This window comes from Stutzerimonas stutzeri, assembly GCF_024448715.1.
GTDB lineage: Bacteria > Pseudomonadota > Gammaproteobacteria > Pseudomonadales > Pseudomonadaceae > Stutzerimonas > Stutzerimonas stutzeri_AR.
The window spans coordinates 559,513-578,390 of the sequence record NZ_JAMOHZ010000003.1 but is presented as its reverse complement, the minus strand read 5'-3'; the positions used below and the strand labels follow the sequence as shown (position 1 = coordinate 578,390).

Here is an 18,878-nt window from a genome sequence, read left to right as displayed (position 1 = left end):
GGATAACCAGCACCAAGCGCGGCATTGAGCATGGTCGCCGCGTCCCGCTGCCTGCGCGGTGCAGGTCTGTCTGGCAAGTGGATGTAAACCGGCCAGGCGAGCGGCAGACGCCATCGTGTGAAGAACCCGGCGCATTTGGCTGAGCAGCAGCGGACTTTTTCGCCGCTGCAGTTGTCCATCCATGGCACATGTTTCCTCGCCGCGGGTGAACCGTCTCCCCTGAGTCGTCAAAAAACCATGCCGGCTCGGTTCTATGTTCGCCACGTCAAATCTGGATATTGGGGATAGCGCTTGTTAAGGAAAGTTCTGGCGTACAAGAATCTGCTGTTCATGCTGCTGTTGCTGAACTCCACCTGCTTCTTCCTGACGGACGACAAGCGGGCAGGAATTCCGTATCTCCAGGAGCTGTTTTTGGTTCTTGTCGTCGCAGCGACAGTCTGCCTATTCGTCGCATGGAAGTGGGTCTACCAGTCCAAGACCAGTCTCTGGATCATTTTCATGGGCACCATGCTGCCCGTGATATCCGCAGTGCTCGCCAACCTCAACTTTGGCCAGCCCCTTGCGTACGGCTTGCTCGAAGAGCGTCGCTTCTTTCAATATCTGGTGTTTTTCCCGACTCTGTTTCTGTTGATCAAGGCGGCTCCGACCCAGGAAGAGCTGGCGAAATATTTCCTGTACATAGCTGTGTTCTGCGCAACCCTGGGCTTTGCCTATTACCTGGGAATCGTCCCGCAGAACGACGTGTTTTCCTTTACCGTCGACAACTGGACGCAATACGAAGATCTGCTGCGGCCGAATCGCTTCCGTATCGGCTCGCCCTTCGTCACGATCGCGGCGTTCATGTTGATGTACAGCATGAAGGATCGGGTCACCGTTGGCCGGTTGGTGATTCTTCTCTACTTTGTGGCCTATCTATGGCTGGTCATGCAGACCCGGCAGACCATGCTGGTCTGGGCGTTGGCCGGCATGTGGATCTTCCGCAAGCGCATCGACTCGTTGATGAAGATGAGTGTGCTCGGCGTAACGATCTTGCTGGTTTCGTATTTCCTGATACCCGAGTTTTATTACGAGCAATTCGCAAGATTCGAAGCGTTGCTATTCGACGCGACATCCGGATCTGGCGTGCGTGACATGACCGTCTCGATCATTCTGGATAGCATCAGTGCCAACAACTATTTCGGCATGGGCGCGTTGTCCCTGCAATGGAATGGCGGATTTACGAGAATCTATAATTCGCACTTCTACCTCGCCGATGTTGGAATATTTGGCGTCTACTATCGCTACGGATTTCTCACGCCGATCGCTGCACTTATTTTCTATGGTGGCTTCATCTGGATAATGCGGCAGTGCTCGGACAAGGGCAGTCTGCTGGCGGCACTGCAACTATCTTTCGTGGTGAGTATGCTGAACATTGCGCTATCCAATGCGCTGACTTTTTCGGGCGATATATATGGGATGGCCGCGGCATTTTTCCTTTATTACGCAAAATTGCAAACGGCAACTACCCCTCTTACGGCAAATCTTGGGCAGGTAAATTATGGTCAGTTTCAGTATCGTAACTATAAACTGGAATAATCTGGATGGCCTCAAGGAAACCTATCAGAGCCTAACCAATCAGACTTATCGGAATTTCCGCTGGATTGTCGTCGATGGTGCATCCAAGGATGGCAGCGGCGAGTGGCTGCATAATCTCCACGATAGTCAGGCGGAAATAACCATCGAACCCGATAAGGGTATCTACGATGCGATGAACAAGGGTCGCCTTCGGGCTATCGAGACACCAGGCTATACCTTGTTCCTCAATAGTGGCGACTCACTTGCTGGTCCTGATGTGCTGGCGAAGATAAATGCTGCATTGACGAAGCCGGCAGTTGCACCAAAGTTTATTTATGGCGACTTCTATCGAAAAGAATCCGCCGGTAATTTGAAGCTAACTAGGGCACGGCCCATCGAGCGTGCACCGCTGGGTTTGCCAGCCAGCCATCAGACGATGTATTTCGAAAACGAACGGTTGCGGCAGTTTGAATTCCGACTCGACTACAAACTCTCCGCAGATTACTGCCTGTTGCTCGAGTTCCTGCAAGGGTTGGATCTGCAGAGTGAAGTCATGCAACTGTCGTTTCCATTGTGCATATTCGATACCAACGGTGTGTCGCACAAACGGCGCTTCGAGGCGATTCGTGAAGATATGGATATCAGAACGCGCTTTCTGAACTTTTCCAAGCCGAACGCTTTCGGCCTGTATGTGTTGCATTACATGCATACGCACAGCAAGCAGTTACGCTCGGCTTTAGGGCGTTAACGGATAGACAGGTTTTTCTATCCAGGCTGGACCATTAAAAGAACAGGGCGCAGGAGCATGTTCGATGAATTACCGAAGCCTTAACGATCTATCGCGGCTCAGCACAGAATGTGCGGGTAAGATTTCCAGTGATGTCGACTTGGTGGTCGGCATACCGCGAAGCGGGATGTTGGTGGCCAGCATCATCGCGTTGAAGCAGAACCTGCCGTTGACGGATCTCTATTCGTTCCTGCGCAACGATGATCTGAAAAAAGGCAGTACGCGTACTTACAAGCACGCCGAGCTGGTCAAACCAAGGGATGCAAAAAAGATTCTACTGGTGGATGACAGCATTTCCTCAGCCAAGTCGATGCGGGCCGCGGAGGAACAGGTCCGCGCTGTCTACGAGGGTAATGTCGTGACCATGGCGGTATTCGCTGAAAGGCACAATCGACACCATGTGGATATGTACCTGGATCTCGTCGAGCAGCCTCGTGTGTTCGAATGGAACGTCATGCACCATCCTTTTCTGACCCAGGCTTGCCTCGATATCGACGGCGTGCTCTGTGTTGACCCGACTATCGAAGAAAACGACGACGGTCCGAACTACCGGGAATTCCTCAGCTGCACGCGTCCGCTGTTCATCCCCTCGGTCAAGGTCGCGCATCTGGTGACCAGCCGACTAGAGAAATACCGTGCCGAAACCGAAGCGTGGCTCCAGCACAATGGTGTGCAGTACGGAACTCTGCATATGCTCGATCTTCCCACTGCCGAAGAGCGTCGCCGGTTGAACATTCACCACAAATTCAAGGCGGAGGTTTATGCCAGACAACCGCTGACGCGGTTATTCGTCGAGAGCGAGGTCAAGCAGGCCGTGGAGATCATGAAGCTCAGCGGCAAGCCGGTGTACTGCATCGAGACCAACGAAATGTATGTGCCAGGTCAGGTATACAACCTCAAGGCCAATACATTAAGGAAGGCCTATAGCCTGAAGGCGAAACTGATCGGCAAGGCAAAGTCGACAATGGCGAAATGGATGTCGGCGTCGCCCTCGTCAAAAAGCTAAATGCTCCGTATCGGCTGCGTCAGATATACGGCCATACGGAGCGAGAGGGGCGAGCGTTCAGCCATTTGGCCCGATGCGGCTGCAATCGCCTTTGTTGATGTACTTGCTGAGTACTTCCCATTGTGGGCGGTTCTTACCGTCCTTTGTCGGCTCGATGGATAACTTGTACTTGCCCCAAGCCGAACCAGCCGCCCAATAGGTCATGGGAACGCAGTGGTCCTGCAAGTAGGCCAGCAGGTTATCCATTGCTTCCAACAGGCGCGGCTCATCGGCAGGGATGCCGAACTCGCCGATCTGACCTTGCTTGTCATGCTTGATTAGCCAGTCGATAAAAGGCTTGACTCTTTTAACACCGAGCATGGTGTCGAAATCATCTTCAAGCGGTTCCTTGTATTGTCCGCTACTGTGTTTGTCGAGGTACAGGTGAGCGGAAAAAATCAATTTGTCGGAGGGGTCTTTCAATTGCAGCAGCGGATCATTGAATTTTGGCCAAAGAAAGCTGCTGGACCAGAAGTTGCCTTCGATGAACAAGGTCCGCTTCGTATCGTGTTTTCTAATTGCATCGATACCGGCCTGAGCTGCAGCCGGCCAGTATTCGTCAGCTCCGTGTGGCTCGTTCATGATGTCGTAAGCGTAGAGACCGTCTTGGTCTTTCCAGCGTTTGGCAATGCGCTCCAGCAAGTCTTCATAAGCGGATATCGGTACTGCATCGGTTCCGATTATCTGTTTCCGGTAACGTGCGTAATTATGAATATCGAGGATGACACGCATGTCATTGTCGGCGGCTTGCTGCAGCGTCTGTTCGATCAACTGTGCATAGTCTTCGTCAAGTTCGCCATTCAGTTCGTGCTGCAAACGCTCCCACATGATGGGAAAGCGAATGGTCTTGATGCCCTTGTCTCGCCACTTCGAAAGGTATCCTGGAGCGGGAAAGAAATAATTTGTTTTATATTTTCCGGGTATGACATTGCCGGAAAAAGCGGCACCACCAATATTCAGCCCGACCAGATCAATATTTTCTGCCTCGCTTGCGGCACTCCCGAGCACAAGTGCGAGTCCGAGGAATATTCCTTTTGACCGTTTCGAAGCGTTGCGTGTCCCTATCATCTCACTGCCTCTTTTTACTCTGGGAGGGTGTCGCTGGTGCGACTGCTTCGTTTGTCCGACATAGGCACGTATTGTTCAGTTTTTTCTCAGCGGACCTTCGCCCTGTGCGCACAGCCTGAACCAGGCTTGCCCGCATAGCCTTACCGACTTGATTTGATTTACAGACAGAGAAGCTATTTATGAAAAATCCCCTCGCCAGAAGGATGGATCCCTTGATAGGGAAGCTGAAACTACTGGATGAGACCGATACCGGCCGTTTTATATCTGAACTGAGAAAGCGCGAGTCGCCGACCATCCTTGGTTTTCTCAATCAGCACGGCTACAACATTGCGCAACGCCACCCATCCGTTCTGGACAGTTTTCTGCAAGTCAACTATCTGCTGCGCGACGGTATCGGAATCAAGATGGCCTGTTTGTTCAACGGGCTCGATCCAAAGGCCAACCTCAACGGGTCAGACTTTATTCCTGAAATGATCGAAGAGTTGGTTGGTGGCTCCGAAGATCGCTATGAGTTGTTTGCGATGGGCACTCGCGAGCCCTGGTTGAGCGACGGCGCGCGCGGGCTGTTCGGGGATCGAAAGTTCCACGCGGTTGATGGGTTCAAGCGTTCCGAGGACTATCTGAAGTTCTATCAGGACCATCATGTTCCAGGCCGCTTCCCGATCATCGTGCTGGCGATGGGAATGCCCAAGCAGGAACATGTGGCGCTACATTTGCAGAAAGCGATGGATACCCGCGCGCTGTTGATCTGCGGTGGCGCCATTCTGGACTTCTCGGCGCAGCGCTTTCCCCGTGCGCCGATGTTCTTCCGCCGGTTCGGGCTGGAATGGGCGTTCCGCATGCTAATCGAGCCGCGCCGCCTGTTCAAACGTTACGCCGTTGGGATTCCGGTGTTCTTCTATTACCTGTCGCGCAATGCCTTCTCGGGTGCGCGCCGTGTCGGTAGCTGGACTGCGCTCAAGCGCGAGCCCTGATCAGCTCTCGTTCTTTGCCGCACGGCGAAAGCGTCGGCGGCAGAGCAGGATAGACCAAGGCAGTCGGCTAACCTTCTACCAGCCATGTCAGTAGGTTGTGTCTGGCCCGTTTGTCTTCAGAGCCTCTCCCACGCCCTCGACATACGTCAGCTCACCATCCTCCAGCCGCGCAGGCGAGGTGTAGGGATGCAGCGTCAGCCGCTGCTCGTCCTGAATGTGCAGTACTTCGATGCCGCGCAACTTCAGCACATCCGACACCATAGAGCGATGGCACCGCCACCAAAGCACTTCCGCGCACATCATTGCGGTCGGTTGCTCCCCTGCCAGAAGCAAAAGTCGTTGCAGTCCGCTGGCAAATTCGTCCGTCTTTAGATGTTCGGCATAGCCGCGGAAGGACGTGTTGCGCCAGGCGCTCTTGCTCGGTCCTGGAGAGGCTCGGCGGCGCCCGCCAAGTTCCTCGATCCACTCATAGGCGATCCCGTTCTTTGCGAGCGCGGTTTCGAGATTCGCCGACATGAACTGAGGCAAGCGCCTCGACCCCGGAAAACGACGAACATCGGCAACCGCCTCGATGCCGTAGTGCCTTAGCAAGGCGATAAACGCCTCTGAGGTACGTGTGGAGTGGCCGACTGTCCAGATCGGTGGCAGCGCCATGGGTCACTTGACCTTGGTCAACGCGCTGCCCTTGTGCATCGCCACGTGGTCCGTCTTGTCGCTTTGAATTTCATATTGGGGCTCCTCCGGGCTGGCTCGTCGCGTGTGCCCTTTGTAGTCGGTGTCTTGGGTATGCACCTTGGTGACATGACCCGTCACATGGCCTGCTTCTGAATTCCAGCGGACGTGATCACCGACCTTGAATGTGGATTGCGTCATGGTTGCTCCGGTTGCTGATGGTGGGTTCATTTCGCGAATAACCCAGCGGAAATATTCCTTCGCTCTGATAAGCCGACCGAAAATAAGAGCGTCTCGTTGTGTCCGTTCGTCGGACAACGCTATAGGAAAAACTTAAGTTGCCGAGGCTTGCTATTCAAAAAACTGACGCTGAATCAGCGAGCATCGGAACGATTTAAAGCGGTTTAATCACTATCAAAGGCAATATCAAAAAGCCATGTACTAATAGCGCGTTAATGGCCGGTCAAAATCGTGGCGGTGGATTGACGTTCAAAGCCCGTCAAAAAAATTTTGAGTTCTTTTTAAAACCTATTATAAAGCCGCCACGCAACGGATTGCCGGGTTCCCCACCAAGGTAATCCGGCGTCCTTTGCCAAGCGGTTCGTCCGGTTGCGCGTAGTGAAACATCTGCCCAGTAAGCGCCTGTACGACTTAATTAACTCCCGCCTCTTTTTTAAAGGCTTCGGCCTTTTGAAGTATTAAGTTCCGGAGAGACTGAATGTCTATCAATGTATTTGCTGGTGCCCCCAAGGCACTTGTTCGCTCCATCGCTCTCGCTGCAGTATTTAGCTCCGTCGCCATTAGCGGCCAAGCGGCTGCCGCCATTACGGTAAGTGCCTCCTCGGCCACCGCCTTCACGTCTTCAATCAACAAGTTCACCAGTAACGATTTCCTCAATGGTGTCTGGCGCCGGACTGCAGGTTTTTCGGCCCCGGCAAGTTCTGCCGCGATCGCCGCCTTCAAGCCGGGCGTAGAGATCAAATTTGCTGATGGCCAAGTGCGCAAGATCAGCAAGGTTTATGTCGTCGGTAAAAACATCAGCGTCTATGTCGCTGGCGGCCTGCTCGATGGCGCCAAGGTCGGCGCACCGCACAAGGTCAGCACCGTTGTCAGCGCGGTGGAGGCCCCGGCCACAGCCGCTCCGGCTCCGGCTCCGACTGCACCCAGCAGCAGCTACACCGTCAAATTGAATGACTTCACCAGCTCGGATTGGGATAAAGGCATCTACCGCAAGTCGCCCGGTTTCTCGATCCCCGATACCGCCGCCAACAAGGCCGCGTTCGCTGTCGGTGCGTCGGTGAAATTGGCTGACGGCCAGGTACGCAAAGTTACCGCCGTCTATGACGCGGGCGCGCACCTTTCGATCATGATGGGGGGCTCGGCGTTGTCTGCCAGCGCCGTTGGTTATCCGAACACTGTTAGTGTGGGGTCCAGCACCGGCACTACCACCGGTCCGACAACCGCTAAGCCTGCTCCGGCACCGGCACCGGCACCGAGTGTGCCTAGCAGCACTTACACTGCCGCTATGAACAGCTTCACCAGCGCTGACTGGGACAACGGTATCTACCGCAAGGCGGCAGGTTTCTCGATCCCGGACACCACCAACAACAAGGCAGCGTTCGTTACCGGTGCATCGGTGAAACTGGCGGACGGTCAGGTACGCAAGGTTACTGCCGTCTATGACGTGGGTGCGCATCTCTCTGTCATGCTGAGTGGCACTGCGCTGTCGGGCAGCGCCGTTGGTTATCCGAAAACCATCAGCGTGGTTTCCGGCAACACTGCTACGACGCCTCCTGCGACCACCACGCCAGCGCCGACACCTGCTCCGACACCGGCCCCGGCTCCGGCGCCCACCACTCCTGTGGTCAGCGACGGCAGCGGTATCGACCTGGTTGGTGTGAACTTCGGTTCCGGTGTGTTCGATCCGTCGAACGTCCCGGGTCTGTTCAACAAGAATTACACCTATGCTGACGAGTCTTACTATAAGCGTCATAGCGAGTTGGGCTTCAAACTGGTGCGCCTGGGCTTCCTCTGGGAGCGGATCCAGCCGAAACTCGGCACCGAGCTGAACGCCGCGGAGCTGGCACGTATCAAGCAGTCGTTGGATTACGCTCAGAAGTACGGCATCAAGGTCATTCTTGATATGCACAACTACTACCGCTACTACGGAAAGCTCATCAACTCGCCTGAGGTCCCGCGCGCGCAGTTCTCCGCTACTTGGCGTCGTCTGGCTCAAGCAGTATCGAAGCACCCTGCCATGTATGGCTATGGTTTGATGAACGAGCCGTATAACACCAGCAATGGTCTGTGGCCTAAGACCGCTCTGGAAGCTGCTCAGGCAATCCGTACCGTTGATTCATCCAAGTGGATCATGGTGGCCGGTGATCGCTTCTCGAACGCTTTCTTCTGGGAGCAGTTCAACAGCCAGCTGATTAGCGATCCGTGGATGCGTGACCCGAAAAACAACCTGGTGTTCGAAGCGCATCAGTATCTCGACAAGGATCATTCGGGTACCTACACCAATCGCGCTGAAACCTTCGATCCGATGCTGGGCGTAAATCGCGTCAAACCGTGGGTCGAGTGGCTGAAAAAGAACAATCTGCGCGGCTACCTCGGTGAGCACGGTATTTCGGATTACGCCCCGTCGGCTGTAGTCGCCACGGACAAACTGCTGGCTTACCTGCAACAGAACTGCATTCCGAGCACTTACTGGGCGGCCGGTCCATGGTGGGGCGACAACCACATGGCGCTGGACGTTTCGACCAACAAGGCTCGTCCGCAACTGCCGGTTTTGCAGAAGCACGCAGCTACGAAGAAGACCTGCAGCACCATCGGCCCGATGTAAGTCGACAGCCGACAGCGATAAGCACTGCTAGGGATTAGCCCGGCAGAACTAAAAAACGCCCCGACTGGTTCGGGGCGTTTTTTTTTTGCAACGCAAGGTGCGGTGTCTCCAGCGTTCAGGTCGTTGAAACGTAGGCGAGGCCGGCTGGAAACGGCGACAATTTTCCTACCATCGCCGATGGCATCGGCTGCGGTTCGTCCGGTCCTGCTTTCTGGCGGAGAGGAACTTTCCCCGCAGCTGACGTTCTTTTTGGGGTGCTTAACCGTCCATGACAACGTCGGTAATCCCAGCGTGCTTGGCTTGAGGAGAATCAATGAAATCGGTACACGCAACGGATGCCCCCGAGCCAGGAATGAAAGCCGAACTTGTCCGCTATGCGCGGCTGGTCATAACCAAGGGCAGCGGCTCGGGCGCTATGCTCGGCCTCAATATCCTGCTGGCTCGACTATTAGTTCCGGACCTCGCAGGCACGATTTTTTTCTGCGTCGCGCTGGGCACCTTCGTTTCGCTGGTTTCCCGGTTGGGCCTGGATGTTGCGTGCCTGAAAAATATTGCCTCTTTGCAAGAAGGTCGGCAGCGCAGTTATTTCGATCGGTCGCTGACGCTGGCCTTCCTTGCGAATGTTCCGGCGATTCTGATTGGCTTGGTAGTGGTTTATTTCTCCAAAACTACAGAGTCTCACTTTCAGCTGTCGGCGATACTTTTCGCTTCGGCAGCGTTGTGCATTTCGCTGACCCACATATCGAGCGAAACGCTCAAGGCGAAGGAAAGAACCAGCGAAGGATTGTTCTGGCAAACCGGTTTTCAGCCGGGTTTGACGCTCATATTGGTTTGGGTCACCGGCAGTGAGCTGAACACAGTAGTCGCCTGTTTTGCGGTCAGCTATTTGCTTGGCATGCTCGGCTCGGTTAGTCGGGCCAGGATGAGCCTGCCGAAAGTGGCGGGCGCCAGCGCAGTAGGCTGGAAAGAAATGTTGGTGTTATGCCTGCCCCTAATGCTCATCGCGGTGACCAACAGCGTAATCGAACTCTCCGATACGGTGCTGTTGGGTCTGATCCGTTCGGCTGGTGAAGTCAGCATTTATTACATCTGTGCGAAAGTGACCGCGCTATCCACCACCCTGTTATTTATCATCAACGGAACCATTGCTCCCGGCATCGCTAGACGGTGGTCCCGCCGGGACTATGCCGGTGCATTCTCCATCGTTAATAAATATTCGAAGGTAATGCTCGGCTTGGCAGTCGTCATTCTTGCCGCAATGTTTTTGTTGCACGACTACATCTTGATGGTCTTTGGTGAGCCATACCGGGAGGAAGGAGCTTTCCCCTTGCTGGTATTGGCGACAGGGTATTTCTTCGTCCTGGCGGCCGGGCCCTTATGCATCTTCATGACAATGACCGGGCACCATCGCCAATATCTGCACAACAATATGGCCGCCGCTGTGCTCAATCTGGTTCTAAACTTGTTTTTGATTCCACGATACGGAGTGAATGGCGCCTGCTTTGCCACCGCTCTGGCTTTGTCGCTTAAAAACATACTGCTCTATGTGCAGTTCAAACGAATACAGCGCAAGCCGGACGGGGATAGCCCTGGCAACCAGCTTCCGATACAGCACGAGCCTGCTTGACATCGTCGCGCTCAGGGGCCTCCCCTGAGTGCGATAGACGAGCCGGACTAATCGATACGCCATGCGTGGAACCTCTAATGTCCAACGCATAATTGACAGGGGAGTCTGATGGAGCGACAGAAGTTTTTCGGATTGGAGTGGTATCGATTCGGTTTGGCAATGTATTTATTGGTTTATCACACTTTGCCTTTTTACCCGGCTTACGCCGATATGCCGTTGATCAGGCCTTTTGTCGAACTGGGCTTTTTCTCAACTACCGCATTCTTCGCACTGTCCGGATTCTTGCTAACACATGTTTATCTCGCCAACGATCGGATGCGTGAGCCGTCGCGCTCTTTTCTTTATAAGCGTTTCGCCAATCTATATCCGATTCATATCTTCACGATGGTGTTTGCTATAAGCCTAGTGGCGGTGACCAGTCTCGTTGATAGCAATACCAGTCTGGCCACGGCTTATCGGGTAAATGATCTCTTGGAGAGGTTCGACCCCGAGCGGCTCGAATATCCGATGTCCACCGTGGAAGTCTGGATTAATGGGTTTCTGAACATTACATTATTGCAAGCCTGGAATCCGCTATTCGTTACCTATAATGGCCCGGCGTGGTCCATCTCTGCGCTTATGTTTTTCTACCTGACCTTTCCAGTGCTTGGGCCGATGCTTGTCAAAGCCAAATACAAGTGGCTGGTTTTACTCGGGCTGATCATGCTGGCGGCGGCCCCGGCGTTGTATGTGATCGCTACTTCCAGCTACTTTAAAGATATTCCGATGGGTTTATTGCATCGCATGCCGCCGTTGCAGCTGCCGACCTTTCTGGCGGGTGTGGTGGCCTATTCATTATTCAAGCAGTATCGGCAGAACGGCGTAGTGTTCGGTCCTGGTTTAAAGGTCGGACTAATTGTCCTGATCGCTTTGGCAATCGCTGCCTCTGCGTATTTGAATCTGTATGGCGGTATCTTCTGGTTTCCGCTCCTTCGCAACGGTGCCTTGCTTCCCGTTGCGCTGATGCTTCTCATCGTCTGTTCAGGTCAATGGAGGCCGAAAAGCCCATTCTGGCTGAGGCTAGGTGAACGTCTCGGCGCTGCTTCGTTGTCTATTTTTGCGTTGCACTTACCGTTATTCATTCTTTTTCGCCGCTTTGAAATGCTCACGGCAATCGACTTCCAGCTATGCCTCACCGATGCGTCGGCATGCGTGGCAGCGGCAAAAGATTATGAAATCAAATTGATCTATTACCCCGTTCTGGTTGGGTTGACTGTGTGGCTGAGCGTCCTATTCCAGGAGCGGATAGTGACGCCGACGAAGAATTGGCTTCTGTCCAGGCGTGGGCAGAAACCCGTAGCCATTGCCGCGCAGCATAGCTCGCCCCGGGACGGGAGATGCACTCACCCGTGATTCCCGTTCGGGTTACAGTTCGTCGGCTCTTGGTGCAGCAGCTCGGTCAGCGATTCAAGCGATTTTTCCTATCTTCTATATAAGCGAAGCGGCTTCTAAATGAGCGATGTTCTGCTTGTTAGCGCTGAGGTATCGCTGAAAGGCAAGGAATACGCGGCTTGGCACGCTAATTGGGCAGAGGGCCAGTAATTCTGCGGATTTGATATGCATTCTTAAAGTCTTTGTCGTAGTTGCCCTTGCTGCTGTGGAGCTAAACAAACTCGACGGAACTCAGAAAAGACCGCCCGGTCACCTTATATGTGCGCACCGAAATTACGCAGTTCGCGGCTCACCGCAGTTGCTGTGTTCCTACGGACCGTGGTCTTCCGGCCAAGCCATATAAAAGGTGAATCAAATGACTACACCCGACGAAGAAATTACTGGTTACGGTGGCCTACCCAAGACCGACCCCGGCACCACCAATACCGCCAGTTCGATGAATGCTACACCTAGTTCTAGCACCAGCCAGTCCTCGAGCACCGGCACCAGCCAGAATGCCTCGGGCTCTGTTGGGCACGCTACTGAAGCTACTGAAGACGTCAAGGCCAAAGCCAGACAGGCAGCGGATCAGGTGAAGACTCAGGGCAAGAGTCAGCTCGAGGGGTATCGAGAAACGGCTGCCGACGAGATCGAGAAGGTCGCTCAGAGCGCCAAAGCCGCCGCTCAGGAACTGGAAGGTCAGGATCGTTTGGGCTTGTCCAATTACGTTTCTGACATGGCCCAGAATATGGTTCAGTTCTCCGACAGCCTACGCGGCAAAAGCGTGGATGAATTGTTGCAGGACGTGAATCGACTAGCGCGGAACAATCCGGCCCTGTTCATTACCGGCAGCATCGCTCTAGGCTTCGGGCTGACTCGCTTTGCCCGTGCGTCCGGCAAGCGCGCCACGCGGGACGAATATGGCCATCGCGAAAATTCCACTTCGTTTTCATCGTCGGGCAGTCAGTATGGCTCGTCTCACGATGACAATTTCTCCGATCAGAGTGAACTCAATGATCGCTTGAGCACCGGCGAGCCTGGAGCCATTGGCAGTATCAGCAATGCAGGCGTCTCCTCTGCAACCAGCACGTCCCGATCGACTACCGGTGCGGGTACTGGTGTTGGAACCGGCATTGGTACTGGTTCGGTGACTGGAGCGGGCACTGGTCTGGGTTCGAGCGGGACCGGTTCAGGCGCTGGCGCCAACACTAGCAACGGTCTGGGCATAGGCACCCATTCGACATCCGGTGTTGGCTCTAATACCGGCCGCGACGGCAAAGGTACTGACGGAGGGCTTTTCCCATGAGCGAAGCACGCAAAACGACAACTACCACAACGACCGCGCCTGAGCCTGGATTTCGCGCGGAGAACGACACCTCCGTAGGTGGTTTGCTAAGGCAACTGACACACGAAGTGCCTTCCTTGATTACCAAAGAGCTGGCGCTGGCAAAAGCCGAGCTGAGCGAGTCCCTTCGCGCCACCAAGGCAGGTGCGGGTAGCGTCGCGACGGGCGGTGCGGTACTGCTCGGCGGGTTCATCATTTTGCTGATGTCCGCCGTGTATGGCCTTAGCAACGTCATGGCGCCCTGGCTCGCCGCGCTGATCGTCGGTGCCGTAGTGGTGGTAATCGGCTTGATCATGGTGTCCGCCGGCAAGAAGAAATTCCAGGCGTCGTCATTCAAGCCTGAGCGCACCATCCATTCGGTCAACAAGGATAAAGAAGCCGTCAGGGGGCACACATCATGAGCACACGTAATCAGATCGATGCCGAAGCGCAAAAGGATCCAGAAGAACTGGAGCGCGAGATCGACCAGCAGCGGGCGGAAATCGGCAACATTGTTCATGCGCTGGAGAACAAACTGTCTCCCGGTGAGCTCATCGACACAGCCCTGGGCTACGTGAAGGGCGGCGGTGGCGAGTTCTTCGCCAATCTGAGCAATACGGTCAAAGCCAATCCCGTGCCTACCGTCCTGACTTCGATAGGGTTGATTTGGATGATGGCCGGGCAAAACCGTCAACCTCATGCAAGCGTGACCACTGGCAGCTATGCCGGGACTTCCACCGGACCCTCGATGGGCGAAAAACTGTCAGCCAAAACGGCCGGTTTGAAGCAGCAAGGCGCTGACATGAAGAACAAGGCCAGCCAGATGACCCATAGCGTTTCTGAGTCTCTCGGCAGCGCCCGTACGCGTGCCAGCGACTCCAGGCGGCAGGCGTCCGAACGGTTGCGTGGCGGTGCTGACCGGGCTCGCGGTGGTTTTAATCACCTGCTGCAGGAGCAACCGCTGGCACTTGGCGCCATCGGTATCGCGCTAGGTGCATTGCTCGCTGCTGCTGTGCCGCCAACGCGGCGTGAGGACGAAATGCTGGGCGAGGCCAGCGACCGCATGACCGACCAGCTTCGGCACAAGGCGGAGGAGGGCTACCAGAAGGTCTCTGCCAAGGGAGAAGAGATCGCGACTCAGATCAAGCAGGATGTTGGCAACAACCACTCCGATCGCTCTCCCTCCAACGCGGCGAGCACGACCGGCTCTACTTCCGCCGGGGTGTGACATTGCGAAACGCCGTGTCGGCTCTGGCCGACGACGGCATCTATTTCGCCGGTGCGGCTTGAGTCCGCACCGGCGAAATTCGATAACGCGCCGCTCGACGCCGGTGTAGCTCAGTAGGTAGAGCAGCGCATTCGTAATGCGAAGGTCGGGGGTTCGACTCCTCTCACCGGCACCAATGAAATCAAGCTCTTCAGCGATGAAAGTCTTACGTCGCTTCCCTTTTGATGCGGCCATAAGCGAAACATTTCTTCTGGCCAGACATACAACCCGAACTCTTGCATATCCCGGCCGTCCCATTTTTGAGGCTTCGGTTTTTATCGTTCGGGGGAGACGCAATGGCATTGCTGAATACACGCGGCATCAGCAGTTTCGAGCTGCTGAAACGCACCATCAAGGATTTCAGCAAGGACGACATGACTACCTACGCGTCGGCGTTGGCCTATCGAGCGATCTTCTCGCTGTTTCCCTTTCTGTTGTTTCTGATCGCCCTGTTGGGAATGCTGGATCTGCAGGAGTTTTTCACCTGGCTGCGTGAGCAGGTATCGCTGGTACTGCCGCCAGATGCGCTGGACTTGGTGAACCCGGTGATCGACCAGATGCAGGGTCAGAAGAGCGGCCTTCTGTCATTCGGTATCCTGTTGGCGCTTTGGTCCGCGTCGATCGGCATCCGCTCGCTGATGAATGCGATGAACAAGGCCTACGATGTCGAAGAGGGACGACCAACCTGGAAGTTGATGCTGTTGTCGGTGGTCTACACCATCGGCCTGGCGCTGATATTGCTGGCTGCGGCAGCGCTGATGATCATCGGCCCGCAGGTGATGGAATGGCTCGCGGCGCAGGTGGGCCTGAAAGAGATTGTGGTCACGCTCTGGACCTGGCTGCGCTGGCCCGTGATCGTGATTCTGATGATGCTGGTGGTGGCCGTTCTCTACTACGTCACGCCAGACGTCGAACAGGAGTTCCGCTTCATTACTCCCGGGTCGGTGCTGGCGGTGATCGTGTGGATTGCCGCGTCGGTGGCGTTCGGCCTCTATGTGCAGAATTTCGGCAATTACGACGCTACCTACGGCAGCATCGGGGCGGTAATTGTCCTGTTGCTCTATTTCTATATATCGGCGGCAGTACTGCTGTTCGGCGCGGAAATGAATGCCGTCATCGAGCATGCCTCGGTCGAGGGCAAAGACCAGGGTGATAAACGCGTCGAAGGATGAGGTTTTCGGGCGGGTTCGCTGTCGGATAGGTCGCAGGCGTCTGCGAACAACCTTCTGGAGCGGAGGTCCATTGATTTCATTGCAGAATCTATCCGGGAGTGGCCCGGCTTCGGCTCGGTGGGATCTGGCTGATTCGACCGCTGCTGGCGCTTGTCTCCAGAGGGTTTTGCATCGAGACCTCACGGAGACGCTCCATCTTGCATATCGCCGACATGACCATGTTCTACGCGCCCGCCAGCGGCGGCGTGCGTACCTACCTCGAGGCTAAACACCGCCGTTTGCAGCTGTATTCGGGGGTACGCCACAGCATCCTGGTGCCGGGGGACAGCTACAGCCATAACGCCGGCATTTACCAGATACCCGCGCCGGCTTTACCTTTCGGCAAGGGTTACCGCTTCCCGGTGCGGCGAGCGCCTTGGCGAAATCAGCTGCGTGCCCTGCATCCCGACGTGATCGAAGTCGGGGATCCCTATATGACTGCTTGGGCGGCGCTGGATGCCGGGCGGCGCCTCGACGTTCCGGTAATTGGGTTCTACCACTCAGATCTGCCGCTACTGGTGAGCAACCGCATTGGTGGCTGGCTGGGCACCAACATGAATGGATACGTCTCGCGGCTGTACGGCAGTTTCGATCGTGTGCTGGCGCCCAGTCGGGTGATGGCTGAAAAGCTGCTGGAACTGGGCGTCAGCAACGTTTATGTACAGCCGCTGGGTGTCGATCTGGAGATCTTCCGCCCTGATCGGCGCGACCCGAAGATACGCCGCGAGCTGGGGCTGAATGACGATACCCGGCTGATGATCTTTGCTGGCCGAGGTTCGAGAGAGAAGAATATCGATGTGCTGCTGGAGACCGCCCGATTGCTCGGCAAGCCGTATCACCTGCTGCTGGTGGGATCGAGCATGCCGCACCGCGTCCCGGACAACGTTTCGGTGATCGATCGCTTCTGCCCAGCGACCGACGTGGCGGGCTATATGGCCAGCAGTGACGTGCTGTTGCACGCGGGTAATCAGGAAACCTTCGGTCTGGTCGCTCTGGAGGCCATGGCCAGCGGCATTCCGGTAGTTGCCACGCGAGCCGGCGCGCTGCCCGAACTGGTGCCGTTCCATACCGGCCGTCTGTGCCGCCCGTTGGACGCCCGGGCGATGGCTCAAACCGTGCGCGAACTGTTCGAGGACGACTCCCGGCTGCTCGGCGCCCAGGCGCGTCAGCATGTCGAAGCGCACCACGCCTGGGACGCAGTGGTCGCGGGGCTGCTCGCTCATTATCACGCCGTGCTGGGTACAGCCGATCTGCCGGTCGCCATGCATGGCTGAGCGCAGCCTGATACTGGTGCTGCATGATGTGGCACCGGAAACCTGGCCGGACTATCGACACTTCGTCGAAGCGGTCGACGCACTTGGCCATGTGCCGATTTGCTGGTTGGTGGTGCCGAATTTTCATCGGCGCAATCGACTCGACGAACATCCCGAGTTCTGCCGCTTGCTCGATAGTCGACTGGCGCGCGGCGACGAACTGGTGTTGCACGGCTGCAATCATGCTGACGAGGCGCCAGCGCCGCGCTCACCGCGGGACTGGTTCATGCGTCGGGTGTTCACCCATGAAGGCGAGTTCTATCCGCTGGACCAGGCCGAATCCGCTCGGCGTTTGCAACAGGGCATTGGGTTGTTCGCGCAAAAGCAATGGCCACTGCACGGGTTCGTGGCGCCGGCCTGGCTGCTGGGGCCCGGCGCGCGGCGTGCGCTGGCGACGACCGGCCTGACTTATACCAGTGATCCCGGGCACTTATTCCTGCTTCCCGATTACACCGCCATAGACGCACCCGGGCTGGTCTGGAGCTCCCGCAGTGCCTGGCGCCGCGGCATGTCGCGGCTGGTCAGCGAACAGATGCTCAATCGCCATCGGCAGGCGCCAGTGCTGCGCCTGGGTCTGCATCCTGTGGATATGCGTCATGGGTTTTCGCGCCGCTATTGGCTGAACCTGCTGATCCGGCTGTTGGAAGAAGGGCGACAACCGGTGACCAAGATCGACTGGCTGAATCGCCATGTGCTGGCTCCGAGCGCGGCAGCATGAGCCGCCGTTGGTGGTTGCTGCTCGGCGCGTTGCTGGCGGCCGCCCTGATCCCACTGCTGTTGGGCGGCAGCGGCCTATTCGAGCGGCTGGTGCGTTTTCCGCCGTGGTTGCTGCTGACCATGCTCGGCATGATCATGCTTGGCTGGTACCTCAACTCGCTGCGCCTGCGCTTGCTGATCGGCAGAAGACGCTTGGGACAGCGTCGCGCGCTGGGCATCGTCATCTCCACCGAGTTCGCCATTTGTGCCACGCCTGGCGGTGCCGGCGGGCCGTTGACGATGATGGCGCTGCTGTTGCGTCAAGGCGTGGCGCCCGCTAAAGGCACTGCGACCTTTGCCGTCGAACAGCTGACCGATCTGCTGTTTTTCGCCTGTGCGTTGGTCGGCGTACTGATCTACGCGGTGACTCACTCGCTCAACACCTATATCGCCAGTCTGCTGGGTTTCAGTGCGGCGCTGCTGATCGGTCTTATGGTCGTGTTGGCGCTGCTTGGGCGCTTCCACCGGCAGGTGTTTCTGCTCAACGGCTGGCTGATCGGTCGGCTGGGAATGAAAGCGCCTCGCAAGCGCTATTGGGCGCGCAAGGTGCTGAGCTTCCGCAATGCATTGCTAGAGTGTTTTCGGCTGCCGCGGGCGATATTGCTCGGTGTCTTCATCCTGACGACGCTGCACTGGCTGCTGCGTTACAGCGTGCTCTATCTCACCCTGCAAGGGCTGGGCAGCCAACTCGCCTGGGCCTGGACGTTCATCGTCCAGTTGCTGGCATTGACGGCGGGGCAGCTGAGCTTATTGCCAGGTGGTGCTGGCAGCGCCGAGCTGGCATCGGCCGCTTTGCTCACACCGTTGGTGGGCACGTCGACCGCGGCGGCCGCGATTCTGATCTGGCGCTTCGTGACGTATTACTTTTACCTGATCGCCGGCGCGCCGTTGTTTCTGCATCTGGCTGGGCGTCCGCTATTCAACCGTCTGGTAAGAGCACGAAACGGCTAAGCTGGCGGGGCGCTCTGGAATAAGGCCGCAAGGTACCGTTCCTCGGAAAAGCGAAACTATCCGCCGACGCGCTC

17 protein-coding genes and 1 tRNA gene are annotated in these 18,878 nt (G+C 56.3%); 15 read left to right on the top strand and 3 right to left on the bottom strand.

Features of this window, described 5'->3' with window-relative positions; translation table 11 throughout:
- Nucleotides 1–330: 330 nt before the first annotated feature.
- The 3 genes from NAV33_RS09550 to NAV33_RS09540 all read left to right on the top strand — a co-directional run bounded on the left by NAV33_RS09550 (nt 331) and on the right by NAV33_RS09540 (nt 3,347).
- Nucleotides 331–1,575 (top strand): hypothetical protein, encoded by a 1,245-nt coding sequence (locus NAV33_RS09550; RefSeq protein WP_255979270.1) that lies wholly within the window; start codon nt 331–333, stop codon nt 1,573–1,575.
- A complete protein-coding gene (locus tag NAV33_RS09545; RefSeq protein ID WP_255979268.1) occupies nt 1,538–2,302 on the top strand; it encodes a glycosyltransferase in 765 nt (254 codons plus the stop codon). The genes NAV33_RS09550 and NAV33_RS09545 overlap by 38 nt, the downstream gene beginning before the upstream one ends.
- A 64-nt stretch (nt 2,303–2,366) precedes the next feature.
- Nucleotides 2,367–3,347 (top strand): phosphoribosyltransferase family protein, encoded by a 981-nt coding sequence (locus tag NAV33_RS09540; RefSeq protein ID WP_255979266.1) that lies wholly within the window; start codon nt 2,367–2,369, stop codon nt 3,345–3,347.
- A 57-nt stretch (nt 3,348–3,404) separates the two neighbouring features.
- Here NAV33_RS09540 and NAV33_RS09535 read toward each other — a convergent pair whose 3' ends face one another.
- Entirely contained in the window at nt 3,405–4,454 is a 1,050-nt protein-coding gene (locus NAV33_RS09535; RefSeq protein ID WP_255979264.1) for a glycoside hydrolase family 5 protein, read from the bottom strand.
- 179 nt (nt 4,455–4,633) lie between these two features.
- On the opposite strand from NAV33_RS09535, the gene NAV33_RS09530 reads away from it, so the two are divergent.
- Nucleotides 4,634–5,428, top strand: a complete 795-nt coding sequence (locus tag NAV33_RS09530) for a WecB/TagA/CpsF family glycosyltransferase (RefSeq protein ID WP_255979262.1) — start codon at nt 4,634–4,636, stop codon at nt 5,426–5,428.
- A gap of 87 nt (nt 5,429–5,515) precedes the next feature.
- Here NAV33_RS09530 and NAV33_RS09525 read toward each other — a convergent pair whose 3' ends face one another.
- Together NAV33_RS09525 and NAV33_RS09520 are read right to left on the bottom strand one after the other, a co-directional pair.
- Nucleotides 5,516–6,082 (bottom strand): DUF488 family protein, encoded by a 567-nt coding sequence (locus NAV33_RS09525; RefSeq protein ID WP_255979260.1) that lies wholly within the window; start codon nt 6,080–6,082, stop codon nt 5,516–5,518.
- A gap of 3 nt (nt 6,083–6,085) precedes the next feature.
- Nucleotides 6,086–6,301 (bottom strand): DUF2945 domain-containing protein, encoded by a 216-nt coding sequence (locus tag NAV33_RS09520; RefSeq protein ID WP_255979258.1) that lies wholly within the window; start codon nt 6,299–6,301, stop codon nt 6,086–6,088.
- A gap of 517 nt (nt 6,302–6,818) precedes the next feature.
- On the opposite strand from NAV33_RS09520, the gene NAV33_RS09515 reads away from it, so the two are divergent.
- From NAV33_RS09515 to NAV33_RS09465, 11 genes are all read left to right on the top strand, one after another.
- A complete protein-coding gene (locus tag NAV33_RS09515; protein ID WP_255979256.1) occupies nt 6,819–8,945 on the top strand; it encodes a glycoside hydrolase family 5 protein in 2,127 nt (708 codons plus the stop codon).
- 313 nt (nt 8,946–9,258) lie between these two features.
- Nucleotides 9,259–10,572 (top strand): lipopolysaccharide biosynthesis protein, encoded by a 1,314-nt coding sequence (locus NAV33_RS09510; RefSeq protein ID WP_255979254.1) that lies wholly within the window; start codon nt 9,259–9,261, stop codon nt 10,570–10,572.
- 108 nt (nt 10,573–10,680) lie between these two features.
- Entirely contained in the window at nt 10,681–11,964 is a 1,284-nt protein-coding gene (locus tag NAV33_RS09505) for an acyltransferase family protein (protein ID WP_255979252.1), read from the top strand.
- 394 nt (nt 11,965–12,358) lie between these two features.
- Nucleotides 12,359–13,288, top strand: coding sequence for an apolipoprotein A1/A4/E family protein (locus NAV33_RS09500; RefSeq protein ID WP_255979250.1), 930 nt, complete (start codon nt 12,359–12,361; stop codon nt 13,286–13,288).
- Nucleotides 13,285–13,728 carry a phage holin family protein gene (locus NAV33_RS09495; RefSeq protein WP_255979248.1) on the top strand — a complete coding sequence of 148 codons (444 nt, stop codon included), beginning with the start codon at nt 13,285–13,287 and terminating at the stop codon, nt 13,726–13,728. The genes NAV33_RS09500 and NAV33_RS09495 overlap by 4 nt, the downstream gene beginning before the upstream one ends.
- Nucleotides 13,725–14,534, top strand: a complete 810-nt coding sequence (locus tag NAV33_RS09490; RefSeq protein ID WP_255979246.1) for a DUF3618 domain-containing protein — start codon at nt 13,725–13,727, stop codon at nt 14,532–14,534. Before NAV33_RS09495 ends, NAV33_RS09490 begins: the two co-directional genes overlap by 4 nt.
- Before the next feature lie 99 nt (nt 14,535–14,633).
- Nucleotides 14,634–14,709: transfer RNA gene (locus NAV33_RS09485), tRNA-Thr, on the top strand.
- A gap of 160 nt (nt 14,710–14,869) precedes the next feature.
- A complete protein-coding gene (locus NAV33_RS09480) occupies nt 14,870–15,745 on the top strand; it encodes a YihY/virulence factor BrkB family protein (RefSeq protein WP_255979244.1) in 876 nt (291 codons plus the stop codon).
- Nucleotides 15,746–15,942: 197 nt separating this feature from the next.
- Nucleotides 15,943–17,058 carry a glycosyltransferase family 4 protein gene (locus NAV33_RS09475; protein ID WP_255979242.1) on the top strand — a complete coding sequence of 372 codons (1,116 nt, stop codon included), beginning with the start codon at nt 15,943–15,945 and terminating at the stop codon, nt 17,056–17,058.
- Nucleotides 17,051–17,815 carry a DUF2334 domain-containing protein gene (locus NAV33_RS09470; protein ID WP_255979240.1) on the top strand — a complete coding sequence of 255 codons (765 nt, stop codon included), beginning with the start codon at nt 17,051–17,053 and terminating at the stop codon, nt 17,813–17,815. Before NAV33_RS09475 ends, NAV33_RS09470 begins: the two co-directional genes overlap by 8 nt.
- Entirely contained in the window at nt 17,812–18,804 is a 993-nt protein-coding gene (locus tag NAV33_RS09465; protein ID WP_255979238.1) for a lysylphosphatidylglycerol synthase transmembrane domain-containing protein, read from the top strand. The genes NAV33_RS09470 and NAV33_RS09465 overlap by 4 nt, the downstream gene beginning before the upstream one ends.
- The last annotated feature ends 74 nt before the right edge of the window (nt 18,805–18,878 follow it).